This window comes from Nitrosospira multiformis (assembly GCF_900103165.1).
GTDB lineage: Bacteria > Pseudomonadota > Gammaproteobacteria > Burkholderiales > Nitrosomonadaceae > Nitrosospira > Nitrosospira multiformis_D.
This window is the reverse complement of record NZ_FNKY01000001.1, coordinates 2,016,923-2,029,766: the sequence shown is the minus strand read 5'-3', so window position 1 is coordinate 2,029,766 and position 12,844 is coordinate 2,016,923. Positions and strand designations below refer to the sequence as shown.

General features: G+C 56.1%; 14 protein-coding genes. 3 read left to right on the top strand and 11 right to left on the bottom strand.

The window, feature by feature from the left end; all coding sequences use genetic code 11:
- Positions 1-7 precede the first annotated feature (7 nt).
- The 3 genes from flgC to BLR00_RS16305 form a co-directional block, all read right to left on the bottom strand.
- Entirely contained in the window at positions 8-436 is a 429-nt protein-coding gene (gene flgC / locus BLR00_RS09100) for a flagellar basal body rod protein FlgC (protein WP_074632059.1), read from the bottom strand.
- A 13-nt stretch (positions 437-449) separates the two neighbouring features.
- Complete coding sequence (flgB, locus tag BLR00_RS09095; RefSeq protein WP_074632058.1) at positions 450-857, bottom strand: flagellar basal body rod protein FlgB; 408 nt, start codon at positions 855-857, stop codon at positions 450-452.
- A gap of 103 nt (positions 858-960) precedes the next feature.
- A complete protein-coding gene (locus BLR00_RS16305; protein WP_143007634.1) occupies positions 961-1,149 on the bottom strand; it encodes a hypothetical protein in 189 nt (62 codons plus the stop codon).
- Between the two features lie 44 nt (positions 1,150-1,193).
- On the opposite strand from BLR00_RS16305, the gene flgA reads away from it, so the two are divergent.
- From flgA to BLR00_RS09075, 3 genes are all read left to right on the top strand, one after another.
- Positions 1,194-1,910 (top strand): flagellar basal body P-ring formation chaperone FlgA, encoded by a 717-nt coding sequence (gene flgA / locus BLR00_RS09085; RefSeq protein ID WP_074632056.1) that lies wholly within the window; start codon positions 1,194-1,196, stop codon positions 1,908-1,910.
- A 156-nt stretch (positions 1,911-2,066) separates the two neighbouring features.
- Entirely contained in the window at positions 2,067-2,360 is a 294-nt protein-coding gene (gene flgM, locus BLR00_RS09080) for a flagellar biosynthesis anti-sigma factor FlgM (protein ID WP_074632055.1), read from the top strand.
- A 1-nt stretch (position 2,361) separates the two neighbouring features.
- The gene (locus BLR00_RS09075) at positions 2,362-2,835 is read left to right on the top strand and encodes a flagella synthesis protein FlgN (RefSeq protein WP_074632054.1); all 474 of its coding nucleotides are present in this window, start codon (positions 2,362-2,364) and stop codon (positions 2,833-2,835) included.
- Positions 2,836-3,003: 168 nt separating this feature from the next.
- Here the strand turns inward: BLR00_RS09075 and BLR00_RS09070 are convergent, their stop codons facing one another.
- The 8 genes from BLR00_RS09070 to flhB all read right to left on the bottom strand — a co-directional run bounded on the left by BLR00_RS09070 (position 3,004) and on the right by flhB (position 12,837).
- Complete coding sequence (locus BLR00_RS09070; protein ID WP_074632053.1) at positions 3,004-3,534, bottom strand: hypothetical protein; 531 nt, start codon at positions 3,532-3,534, stop codon at positions 3,004-3,006.
- 559 nt (positions 3,535-4,093) lie between these two features.
- A complete protein-coding gene (gene motD, locus BLR00_RS09065) occupies positions 4,094-4,948 on the bottom strand; it encodes a flagellar motor protein MotD (RefSeq protein ID WP_107797655.1) in 855 nt (284 codons plus the stop codon).
- A gap of 352 nt (positions 4,949-5,300) precedes the next feature.
- Positions 5,301-6,041 carry a flagellar motor protein gene (locus BLR00_RS09060; protein WP_074632051.1) on the bottom strand — a complete coding sequence of 247 codons (741 nt, stop codon included), beginning with the start codon at positions 6,039-6,041 and terminating at the stop codon, positions 5,301-5,303.
- Positions 6,023-6,751: an RNA polymerase sigma factor FliA gene (locus BLR00_RS09055; protein WP_074632050.1), complete on the bottom strand. Its 729-nt coding sequence runs from the start codon at positions 6,749-6,751 to the stop codon at positions 6,023-6,025. Before BLR00_RS09055 ends, BLR00_RS09060 begins: the two co-directional genes overlap by 19 nt.
- Positions 6,744-7,787 carry a MinD/ParA family ATP-binding protein gene (locus BLR00_RS09050; RefSeq protein ID WP_176759962.1) on the bottom strand — a complete coding sequence of 348 codons (1,044 nt, stop codon included), beginning with the start codon at positions 7,785-7,787 and terminating at the stop codon, positions 6,744-6,746. The genes BLR00_RS09055 and BLR00_RS09050 overlap by 8 nt, the downstream gene beginning before the upstream one ends.
- The gene (flhF, locus tag BLR00_RS09045) at positions 7,780-9,582 is read right to left on the bottom strand and encodes a flagellar biosynthesis GTPase FlhF (protein WP_074632048.1); all 1,803 of its coding nucleotides are present in this window, start codon (positions 9,580-9,582) and stop codon (positions 7,780-7,782) included. Before flhF ends, BLR00_RS09050 begins: the two co-directional genes overlap by 8 nt.
- Entirely contained in the window at positions 9,579-11,657 is a 2,079-nt protein-coding gene (gene flhA / locus BLR00_RS09040; protein WP_107797653.1) for a flagellar biosynthesis protein FlhA, read from the bottom strand. Before flhA ends, flhF begins: the two co-directional genes overlap by 4 nt.
- A gap of 34 nt (positions 11,658-11,691) precedes the next feature.
- Positions 11,692-12,837 carry a flagellar biosynthesis protein FlhB gene (flhB, locus tag BLR00_RS09035; RefSeq protein WP_074632047.1) on the bottom strand — a complete coding sequence of 382 codons (1,146 nt, stop codon included), beginning with the start codon at positions 12,835-12,837 and terminating at the stop codon, positions 11,692-11,694.
- Positions 12,838-12,844 lie beyond the last annotated feature (7 nt).

The window sequence follows — 12,844 nt, the reverse complement described above, 5'->3', positions numbered from 1 at the left end:
ATTCTCCTTATTGTCCGATGGTTAAAGTTTTCAACAGCAGTGTCTTGGCGGTATTCATCATGTCCACGTTGTTCTGGTATGAGCGCGAAGCTGAAATCATATCGACCATCTCTTCCACTACATTCACATTGGGCATGGCCACGAAGCCCTCTTTGTTGGCCAGCGGATGGCTGGGTTCGTGCACCATTCTCATCGGCGATTGATCCTCGATCACCCTCCCCACCCTGACACCATTGACGCTACTGGCGGAGCTGCCCGCTTCGGCCCCTCCCGCGGGCTGGGTACTTACGAATACCACCTGCTTGGCCTTGTAAGGCTGTCCGTTGGAACTCACCGCGCTATCGGCATTGGCCAGATTGCTCGCAACCACATTGAGACGCTGGTTCTGGGCCGTCATCGCCGAGCCGGCAACGGTAAATATATTGAACAGTGACATGGTATGTTTCTCCTTAGCTCTGAATAGCAGCCAGCATCATTTTGATCTGGTTGCCGATAAACGTCAGGTTGGCTTCATAGTGGATCGCGTTGTCGGCAAACTGGCTTCGCTCCACGTCCATATCGACCGTATTGCCATCCACACTGCCCTGCACGACGCTCCGGTACAGCAAGGGCGCGCCGCCGCCACCCGATGCGCTACTGGTGTCGGGGGCAATATGATGGGCTGCGCTAGTGGCCAGCGTCACTGCTCCACTACCCGTCAGCGCACCCTGTAGCGTGGCTTTAAAGTCAATGTCACGCGCCTTGTAGCCTGGTGTATCCGCGTTGGCGATGTTGGAAGCGATCAATTGCTGACGGTGGGCTCGCAAATTGGCGGAGTCCTGATAAAAACGAAATGCCGTATCAAGCTTGTCAATCATAAAATCTCCTCAAGTCGTGCATTCTCTTGCCGTTAAATGCTGCATAAGCATGGTATTGCATGGCGATTTCATTCAAATGGCCAAGCAGCGAGGCAAAATTCCCTTATATCCGGGCTTTGAAACTCTGTATCCACCAATGAGCTGCATCCGTTCCCCGGTCCTTCGCCGATTCCAGGCCGATGATGACAATATGATAGTGAAGCCGCATCCGGGCAATCCAACGAATAGCGAGCGAAACCGGCTTCATTTCCGGCTGCTGCTTGCGGCGGGTGCAGGCTAGAATGGCCCTCATTCTCGGCTCACCGATCCGGAAAACATTATTGGAGGAACCTCATCATGCATATCACGTATTTGCGGCGGTTATCGTTCTGCCTGGCTCTGATTGCCATTTTTTCCGGATCAAAGCCGGCGTTGGCATCAACCAGCGGGAAGCAAGACCCGCGCCTTATACAGGAAGCGGTCGCACACTTCCTGCGCACCCAGTCGGCGGGTTTGCCGGGGCAAGTGGAAATCGCGCCCGGCGCGGTGGATGCACGGGTCAATCTTCCGGCCTGCGCGGCCCTTGAGCCAGCATTGCCGCCTGGCAGCCGCCCATGGGGCAACACGACCGTGATAGTAAATTGTGCCGTGCCGCACCCTTGGACCGTTTACGTACGTGCCACCGTGAAGGTAGTAGCTGATTATGTGGTCAGCGCCAGACCGTTGACGCATGGACAGATGCTCACCGCCGCGGATGTGACAATTCGCAGGGGAGACCTGACCCAACTGCCGCCCGGCATCGTAACCGACGTTAACCAGGCTTTCGGCAGGACAATGGCCGGCAGCATCCCGTTCGGCAGTCCGTTGCGCCAGGATATGCTGCGTGCACAGGCAGCCGTGATGGTAAACCAGAGCGTGAAACTGGTTTCGAATGGACGTGGATTCAGTGTGAGCGCGGAAGGCAGGGCCCTCGGCAACGCGCTGGATGGACAGTTGGTACAGGTTCGAAGCGCGTCGGGCCCCGTTGTGAGCGGGATCGCTCGCCCCGGTGCGGTAGTGGAAGTAAGCTACTAAGGCGGTTACTGCGGGAGCCCGGTTGAAAGTGATGAGGCAGCTTTCTCCTGAAAAGGCTGTTTACAGCCTATTCAAATCATTCTTAATCTGGATTAACCTCAAGTTTTCCGCCAAGCCGCCGTTAAACTATTTATGGTCAACCGTAGGAGATATACCATGAAAATTGACAATTCCATCCAGACTACCGTATCACTAAGCGATACGCAGGCACGCCCCGGCAAGACCGGGCAAAGAACCGAGGATGTCGCAAATTCGAATGATAGTGTTCAGTTAAGTACGCAACTGCGGAGTATCGAGAAAAACCTCGCCAATGGCGAAGTATTCGACGCCGCGCGAGTCGAAGAAATCAAGCAGGCAATCAGCCAGGGTCATTTCGTCGTGAATCCTGAGAAAGTCGCGGATCGTCTGCTGGAAACGGTGCGCGACCTGATCCAGACCAGGCAGACCTGACATGCAAGCTATGGTCTTTGATCCACTCGCCGCTATTACCTGCGAGCGTGATGAGACGCAAAATTTCATTGACCTCCTGGAGCGGGAGCAGCGCGCGTTGCGCCAGGCGGACGTTTCTTCACTGCTGACGCTGGCAAAGGAAAAAGCGCAGCAAGCACAGCAGCTGATTCGGCTGGCCGATGTACGCAACCGCTGGCTTGTCACACTCGGCTATACGCGGGATCGCAATGGCATGGAACAGGGATTACAAAGCTGCGATAGTCCGGGTGCCGCCGATGCCTGGCGGGAGCTGCTTCAACTGGCGGAAACCGCCAGCCAGCTTAATAAAATCAATGGCATTCTCATCGGTCAGCGTCTGCGCTATAACCAGCAGGCACTCTCGGTGCTGCAAGCCGCAACCCGTAGTGCCGGTCTGTACGGCGCGGATGGGCAGCCCACACTTTTCTCCGGCGGACGCCAGCTCGGCGAAGGCTGATTCTCCTCCGCATTTCCCCCATGTTCGGGACTATTTCGCTTGCTTCACGAAACAGAAAAAAGCGTACATTAGTCAAGTGAAGAATTAATAAATCCAATAGCTTACAAATTTAATTGGGGCTAACCATTGAATTGAATTTGGGTTGACTGTCAATGAGTGGCCCGCTACTCAAGAGCTAGCGCGTTCATAAATAAGATATATAACGAACAGAAGGAATGCACCAACAACCATCCAGATCCTGCGATTTTCACCTTGGTTCAGATTCCGGATAGGATCGTCTTTTCGAGGTTTAAATCCGGGTACTCTCTCATCAATCTCTTCAATGGTCAGATAGTGGGTCACGATCGTACGCAGCAGCGTTGTTCCTTTCAGATCAGGAAAAGTTGGCGAGATGTCGAACTGGAATCGTTTCCCCGGTGCCTCCAGCGTGATAATCTTTTGTGGCTCATCACGGCCAGTGACTCCTATGCCCTTAAATATTGTTCTTGTAACGATGCTCGCCCGGGTGATCTCATCCCATTTGTATGCAGACTTCACTTTGGATTGAGTAATGTTTAATCCCTGTTCCGAAACTTCGATTTCCTCAACTGGTGTTGAGGTTGAGACATAGCTGAAAAGACTTCCACGTTCCAGATCCGACATCCTTTTAAACCGGATCGATCCCAGGGTTAGATCGAAGACGGGGATGTCATCCACCATTAAGTTCTCCTGTTCCCGCTGGATGATTCCTTCATAATAAGCTATCAGTTTCTCTCCCGTTAGCGCTTGGTAATTTTCGTAATACTTTCTTGCGCTGCTGTATAACTCCCCAGACTTGAGAATGCTTATGGAATCTGAAACGACCCGTTTATTGGTTGGGGCAAGAAGGATTGCCTCATCAATAACCCCTTGGCTTCCTCTCGTTTGTCGCTCATTACGTACTGGTCAGCTAAATTAAGTAAATCTTTGCATTTCTTATTCATTAACATATTTCGTTACCTGCCCTTACAACTATTTACGCCTGGTTAATGCAGTAGAAGCCGCCTGACCCAACGTTGCAGCAACATTCTGGGAAATTTGGGGAATAGAGCTTCCCAATGATGGGCCCCTCGGTGCAACAATTTCTTCGTAAACCGCGCCCTATTATCCTTATTATGGCGGTGACCTCCTACTCCTAAATTCGGCAGTTGACCGCCCATAAAAAGATTCTTAACGTCTTTTTCCAGGACGACTTTCACCTTTATGGTAAGTCGCTACAGAACGGATTTAGGTTAATCAATCAAGCTGAGATGCCAGGCAAAGGATCGGATGCGGGATCAGGCACGGCAGCAGCGGGTAAATCTTCGGTATCGGAAAAGCTATCGGATGAAACATCAGGCAAGCTGGACAGGATCATCAGCGTGACGCGCCGGTTGCGTGCGCGGCCTTCTTCGCTGTCATTCGATTCCACGGGACGGTTTTCACCGTAACCCACCGCCGTAAGCCTTGTTGCCTGAACGCCGTTTTCAATCAGCAATCGCACCACGCTGCTGGCACGCACCGCCGATAGTTCCCAGTTGGAGGGGAATTTTGGAGTTATGATTGGTATGTCATCGGTATGCCCTTCCACGTGAATCGCATGTTCGCTGTTCCGTAGCACTTGCCCCACGGCGTTAAGTGCCTTGATGGAATCTCCCTGCAGCGTCGCCTCGCCAAGCGGGAACAGCGCACTGGCGTTGATCTCCACACGAACACCGCGCTCACTTTGGGTCATCCGCACTTGCCCGTCTTTCACGAGCGGAGCGAATGCCGCCATGATATCGCGGGCGATGATGCGCATCCTTTCCTGTTGCCGGAGCTGCGCTTCCCCAATGCGGCTTGCTCTTTTTGCCGCCAGGTCGTCGATCGGTGCAATCGGCGGCGGCGCCGGCTCGTGTGCCACGATCAGGTTATCGCGGCGACCCTGTTCCTTGGCGATAGTATTCAGGAGCGAACCGGCCATCACGCGATATTTGCCCTCATTTACCTGGGAGAGCGCATACATTACCGCAAAAACCGCGAGCAGCAACGTAATGAAGTCCGCATAGGATACCAGCCAGCGCTCGTGGTTTGCCTGCTCTTCCGGCCTATGACCGCGCCGCATACTGAGCTTCAAGGTAATCGCTTCCTTAGGTTTCTTAGCCCGACTCTCGGATTATATGATTTCAATTCGATGCCGGATGTATAGACGGCATTAACATTGCGCCATGATGCCCATAAGGCTGCAATATGGTTTACCAGCAGGCCTTGGTTACGGCCGGCGAGCATGGCGTCGAAAAAAGTTCTGTCACCCCTGAGGAAATTGCGCCGATACTTTGTCATAATGTGGCCGCGTTGTTGTGTGGAAAATATTCCGGGTTATGCTTCGTCCCAACTATCCTGCATAAAACTGTATTTGCAACGCAAGGTTGAAATTCGGGCTCGGACTCTGGTTCGCGAATAGCCCAATGGCAAACCGTATGCATTTCTTACACCACATATCCTTTCAATCGACCCGAAATCAATCTCGGGTTCTCGCCATTGGCGATTCCCACCAGCCCGTCCACGAGCATTTCCCGCATTAATACCTGGCGCGCGATAAGCGATTTCAGCTTGTTGGCAATGGGTAGAAATGCCAGGTTTGCCAGCCCCACGCCATAAATGGTCGCCACGAATGCCACCGCGATGCCGGCACCCAGATGAGCCGGGTCAGCAAGATTCTCCATCACCTGGATAAGCCCCATCACCGCTCCCAGAATGCCTATAGTCGGCGCATATCCGCCGGCCGCCTCCCACACTCTGGCCCCCTGGCGATGCAGATCGTCGAAAGTCTCGATCTCTACTTCCAGCACCCGCTTCAATTCCCGCGGCTCGGTGCCATCCACCACCAGTTGCAGTCCTTTCTTCACGAATGGGTCGTCGATACCCGCAATATGCGGATCAAGCGCCAGCAATCCCTCTTTACGCGCAGTAGTGCTCCAGGCTGCGATATGCTCCACCAACGCGGTAGCGTCGAGTAGCGGCGGAACAAATACCCAGCGGCTCATTTTCATGCCCAATACAAACTGACGCACAGGGCTCTGCAACAGCACCGCCCCCAGGGTCCCCCCCAGCACGACCGTAAAGGCTGTAAGCTGGAGAAGCGAGCCGGGGTGGCCGCCTTCCAGCACCTGGCCGCCGAAGACGGCGATTAAAGCAATGACTACACCAATTACGCTATTGAAGTCCATGCACACTCCTTGAGTTTGACGCGCAGCCGCGAAACCGCCTGATTATGTATCTGACATACCCTGGATTCGGACACGCCGAGAACCGCGCCGATCTCCTTGAAGTTCAACTCTTGTTCATAGTACAACCCCATCAGCGTTTTCTCCCGCTCGGGGAGATTGGCAATCGCGTCGATCAGCACCTCCCGCAGATTGTCGTCCAGCAGGCTCGCCAGGGGGTCGGCACTGCTGTCGGCACAATTGCGCTCCAGAAAATCGTCGTCGCCATCTTCCAGAAAATCTTCGTAATGGATAAGCTGTGTCCCCCGGCCTTCCAGCAGCATCTGCTGGTACTCGGCGACAGGCACTTTGAGCTCGCTGGCTATCTCCGCCTCGGTAGGGGCCCGGCCTGAACGTTGCTGCAACGCATGAACCGCCGCGTCGATCTGGCGCATACTTTTGCGCGCCCCCCGGGGCAGCCAATCCATTTGGCGCAGTTCATCCAGCATCGCACCGCGGATACGTTGCGCCGCATACGTTTCGAACTGGGCGCCTGCGGTTTCCTCATAACGGCTCAGTGCGTCCATCAGGCCGATCATGCCTACCTGGATCATGTCGTCCACCTCCACGCTAGGAGGTAGTTTGGCAATCATATGATTAGCGATGCGTTTGACCAGGGGCGCAAATTCGGCCAGTGACTGTTTTTTATCGATGACCCCGGCCGCGTTATACATGTCTCACCACCGGGCCCTTTGGACCCTTAGCCGCTATGTTATTACGATTGATCTGCCTGACCGGGCTGCTGCGATCACCTTGCTTGACGGGGTGATTGGAGGCGCTTTGTTTGATGGAACCATCCTGATTACCGCCATTATTGCTGGCATGCTGACGTTGGCTCTGACTGCCCTGCATCAGGCATTGCATGAAGCCTCCCAGTCCCTTTTCGTTGCTTTCATTGCCTTCACCCTCGCAGCGCGGCCCGTGGGTTAGCGCCTCCGCCGCGCGGCGGAACGCCGTCGCTGAAATGGCGGCCGGAAATGCTTCGATTACCGAGTGCCCGCGACGGTTCGATTGCCTGAGCTTGTCGTCCGGCGGGATAAAACCCATGAAATCGAGCGAGACTGCCAGGTAGCGGCTCGCTACTCCCGCCATGTTGTCAAATATCATCTGCGCTTCGGTCTCGATGACGGTCCTGTTGAGCAGCACGCTGAACCGCTGGATGCCATGGTCACCGCTGATATGCTTGATCAATGCATACGCCGCGGTAATCGAGGCCGGTTCAGGCGAAACCACCACCACAATTTCATGGCTGGAAAGGGCAAGGGACAGCATCCGGCTGATCCGGCCTGGCGCAGCGTCGATCAATAGGACGTCCATCGGCTGCGAAAAACCGTCGAAACAATTGATCAGGTGGGTCTGATCAGGCAGGCCCAGCTTCCCGAGTACCGGCATACCGCGCCCCGCCGGCAAAAGACGGATTCCATCGGGGCCGGAAATTATCACTTCATCGAGCGTTTTGTCGCGCCGGATTACGTCCAGCAAGTCGCGGTGAGCGCTAAGTCCCAGCGTGCCAGCCAGATTGGTGGCACCTGCATTCTCGTCGATCACCAGCACATCCTTGCCGTTGCGCGCGAGGGCCGCCGCCAGATTGATTACGGTACTTGTCTTGCCCGCCCCCACGCTGCCCGATACGACGGTTATGATATGCGGGGAGTCCTGCGCCAGCAGGCGGCGCAATCCCTCGGCCTGGTCTTCGGTTGGATTAGCCAAAATAAGCTCCATTACTATCCGGATTCGCCATACCCCTCTTTACACCCGCCATGAGCATCGGCAAGGCATCCTCCGGCACAGCAAAAGGGGATGCGACGGGTAGATTGTTGAATGCGTTGTCAACCAGATGGGTGGAATCGGCCAGATGCAGATCCTCCGGAACACGCTGGCCGGTAGCGACATAGTAAAGCGGCAACTGATGGCGGATCGCCGTGTCAAGCACGCAACCCGTGGTAACCGCTTCGTCCAGTTTGGTGATGATGGCTCCCGCCAGGTCATCGCCCTGATAGGCGTGAACCACTTCGTTCAGCGTGTCCCCACTGGATGCCGCATTGAGCAACAGCAAACGTTTGATCCCGGTACCGCATCCGGCCAGCATTGCCACTTGCTCGGTTACCATCTTGTCGCGCTGGCCCATCCCCACCGTGTCTATCAGTACCATATGTTTGCCTCGCAGCTCCGCCAAGGCAAGGGTCAGGTCCTGGGCATCTTTCACCGCGTAGACCGAGACGCCCAGAATCTTGCCGTAGATGCGCAGTTGCTCGTGCCCGCCGATCCTGTAACCATCCGTCGTCAGCAACGCCAGCTTGTCCGACCCATGGCGCACGACACAACGCGCTGCAAGCTTGGCCGTGGTAGTGGTCTTACCCACACCGGTTGGCCCCACCAGCGCGTAAACACCACCTTTTTCAAGCATTTCGTTCTCGTTGCCAATCGTTGGAAGATTGCCTGCCAATACCGTCTTTACCCAGTTCATCGCATCTTTCTCGCGCTTCTCCGCCCGCTGTCCTTCCTGACCCGTGATGGGTTCCGCGAATTGTTCCGTGGGTTGTCCCGTCCGTTGTCCCGTAAGTTGTCCTACGGGCAACCGATCCAGCAAATCATGTGCAAGGGAGGCGCTAAAGCCTGCCGCCAGCAGTTGACGCAACACTTGCCCGCGTATGGGATAACGCCGTTGTTGTTCGTTCCAGCTCAGTGCGGCCAATTGTTGTTCCAGAGTGCCGCGCATCGACTGGATTTCGCTGAGTACGCTTGCGGCAACCTCGTCAGCGATCTGACGGGGATCAAATACGGGTGGTGTTTTTTTTGCAGGAACCGGAGCTGCTCGGGTAGCTCGGGTAACTTGAGTCCCCGGGCTGGATTTTTCGCGTGGATTGATTGCGGCACGCCGTTTTTTGCGAGGGGTCCCGGATTCCGGAGCTGGCAGATCCACCGGCTCCCGCCCACCCGTTATCCGGCCCACTACCCGCTCCATTGATATGTCTGCCCAGCTGCGAGACCCTATAGTAGACTGCCCATGGTCGTCTCCGTTGATGAAATCCGGTTTCGCCTTCGCCTCATGCACTCCGGACAGCGTCCGGCTTTTCGTTTGACGGGATTCAGCCGAAAGATCCGGAATGATCCAGCGTTCGGCTTGCTGCTCCTGGTTCCCGTCAAAAACGGGGAAATGAAGCCGCGGCAAATCTTTGACTCCGGCATCGGCCGGCACTCCACGTTCAGCAAACTTTCCTGTGGCAGTGGGGTCCATGTCCCGCGCCTGATTCAGCGGTTCGATTAGCGGTTCGCTGAGCAACTCGACTTCCCGCGCTCCATTGCCCGGAGTTGAAGCACCTTCAATCCCGTCCGCTATAGACGGCGGCATCAGCGCCGTGATGTCGTCGGGACCCAATGCCAGTATTTCAATGCCCCCATCCACCGCGCGATTAGAAATAATCGCCCCATCGGGCCCGAGCGCATCGCGCACCATATGCAATGCGTCACGCGTCGTTTTTGCGAAAAATCGTTTAATGCTCATGCTCTTGCTCCCAGAATAGAGGTAACTTTAATGTTGCTGGAATCAGGTACTTCGGCGTGCGACAGGATCTTGAGCTGTGGAAGCGCCCTGCGCAGAAAGCGTGCTAATAGCGTCCGCAGCGGCGCGGGTACCAGCAATACCGGAACGAGGCCTACCTGCTCCTGGCGCTGACTCGCCCCCGCGGCTTCGCGCATCAGGGTATCGGCCAGCCCCGGCTCAATGCCGGCACTATTCGGGCTCGCTTGCAGAGCCTGTGTCAACAACCTTTCCAACCCAGCATCCAGTGCCATGACCTGTAATTCGCCGGATTGGGGCCAGATTTGCTGAACAATCGCGCGACCCAGGGCAATGCGAATCAAAGCCGTCAATTCGTGCGGGTCTTGCACCCGGGCGGCATGCTCAGCCATGGCATCGATGATGGTCCGCATGTCTCGAATATGGACACTCTCGTCGAGCAGGTTCTGTAGTACCTTTTGTACGGTGGAAAGCGGGAGGAGTTTGGGAGTCAGATCCTCCACCAGCTTGGGTGAATCTTTCGCCACACGGTCGAGTAACTGCTGCACTTCAAGGCGGCCAAGCAATTCCGCTGCATGGGTATGCATCAAATGGTTCAAATGAGTCGCCACGACCGTGCCGGGATCGACCACGGTATAACCCATTATCTGGGCCTGATCACGCTGGCTGGCCTCGATCCAGACGGCCGGCAGTCCAAAGGCGGGGTCGCTGGTGGCGAGTCCCGGCAAGGTGCCGGAGACGCCGCCGGGGTTGATTGCCAGATATTGGCTCACGTTGACCTCGCCGGCACCGATCGCAACGCCTTTGAGGGTAATGCGGTAAGCATTGGGGCGCAGCTCCAGATTGTCGCGAATGTGTACCGATGGCGGCAAATACCCGATCTCCTGTGCGAACTTCTTGCGTACGCCCTTGATCCGCCGCAGGAGTTCCCCGTCCTGTGCCCTGTCCACCAGTGAGATCAGCCGGTAGCCCACCTCAAGCCCCAGAACGTCGACCGGCGTTACATCGTCCCAGCTCGCGTCCTGGACTTCAGGCTGTACGGCAGGTGCGACCGCCACTCGCCCCGCGGCCCGCTTCTCGCGCTGAGTCATCATGTACGCGCCACCGCCCAGCACAGCGGCCAGCAACAGGAAGGCAATGTGCGGCATGCCGGGTATCAGGCCCATGAGGCCGATGATGGCGGCGGTAAGGACCAGTACCTGCGGCCTGGAAAAAAGCTGGCTCACGAGCTGGCCGCTGATATCCTCATCCGTGCCGACGCGGCTCACTACCAGGCCCGCTGCGGTGGAGATGATGAGCGCAGGGATCTGCGCCACCAGGCCATCCCCGATGGCGAGCAGCGTATAGGTCTTGGCAGCGGTGGCCATGTCCAGGTCGTGCTGAAGTACGCCGACAAGCAAGCCGCCGATCACATTGATGAAGAGAATCAGGATGCCCGCTATCGCGTCGCCGCGAACGAACTTGCTGGCGCCATCCATCGACCCGTAGAATTCCGCTTCCTGAGCGATAGCGGTACGGCGCTTGCCCGCCTCCTCCTCGCCCAGCAGACCGGCGTTCAAATCGGCATCGATCGCCATTTGCTTGCCTGGCATCGCATCCAGTGTAAAGCGCGCAGCAACTTCCGCAATGCGGCCGGCGCCTTTGGTGATCACGATGAAGTTGATCACCACCAGGATAATGAACACAACAATGCCTACCGCGTAGTTGCCTCCCACCAGATAGTGACCGAATGCCTCGATCACCTTGCCGGCCGCATCCGGGCCGGTATGGCCCTCCATCAGCACAATGCGGGTTGAAGCCACATTCAGCGACAACCGCAATAAGGTCGTGAGCAATAGCACCGTCGGGAATACCGCGAACTCCAATGGCTTGTGCGTATGAATACTGACCAGCAATACCATGATGGAGAGCGCGATATTGAAAGTAAACATCATGTCCAGCACAAAAGCCGGTAGCGGCAACACCATCATGCCGAGAATCATGAGTATCAGTAACGGGCCGGTCAGGCTGCGAGCGTTTACACCGCTGAATATGTGGTTGAATTTGGCGATCATGTTCATGGAATGGTCAGGTCTTTCTCGGATGGGTCAGATGTCATTTTGATGCGGTATTTTCCGGATCCAGTTCGGCAGGCACTTCCAGGGCATCCGGCAGACTGGGCGCCTTGCCGCCGTACTCACGATGGCGGCGCAACTGGTAGACATAGGCCAGCACCTCGGCCACGGCGTTATACAGAGTCTGAGGAATCTCGTCGCCCAGTTCGGCGTGGTGATACAACGCACGGGCGAGCGGCGGCGCTTCGAGCAGCGGTATGTTATGTTGCTGGCCTATCTCGCGAATTTTCAGCGCCAGCAGATGTGAGCCCTTGGCAACAACGCACGGTGCGCGCATCTTGCCGTCTTCATACTTGAGTACAACGGAATAATGCGTCGGATTGGTGACGATTACGTCGGCTTTGGGAATTTCGGCCATCATCCGTTTTCTTGCCGCCTCACGCTGCTTGGCGCGGATGCGAGCTTTCATTTGTGGATCGCCATCGGTTTCCTTGTTTTCCTGGCGCACTTCTTCCTTGGTCATCTTGAGTTTGCGGTAGTGATCCCAGAGCTTGAAGGGCACATCCACCGCCGCAATCAGCACCATGGTTCCCGCTATGGCGAGAAAGCTCGTGATGATCAAATTTCCCATATGACCGGCACCCACGGCAAGCGGAGCGGCAATCAATGACAGCACCGCTTCCTTGTTATGCCAGATCGTCCAGACTCCCGCCCCGCCGATCAGCGCGGCCTTGAGAAGCGCTTTGGCCAGTTCGATCAGACTGTTCAGCGAGAACATGCGGCCCACTCCGCTGACGGGGTTGAGCCGATTGAATTTAGGTGCAAGCGAATTCCAGCTGAAGAGCCAGCCGGATATGAGCATTGGTGCAGCGATCGCCACCAGGAACATCAGGATGAAGAAAGGGGAAAACGCAAACAGGGCATCGAGGGATTGATCGAACAGCCGATCGAGGAGCAGGCTGGAATCGAAGCCGGCATCGCGCGGCACCTTCATTCCATCTTTCATCAACGTGGAAAGCTGCGTGGTGAGATGTCCGCCCATCACCCACAGGCCGCAGCCGGCGGCAATCAGAACCGCAAACGTGGAAAGTTCGGGGGAACGAGGAATCTGTCCCTCTTCGCGGGACTTCTCCAGCTTCCGCGGCGATGCAGGTTCCGTTTTTTCGAGATCACTCTCTTCGCTCACTGCAGAC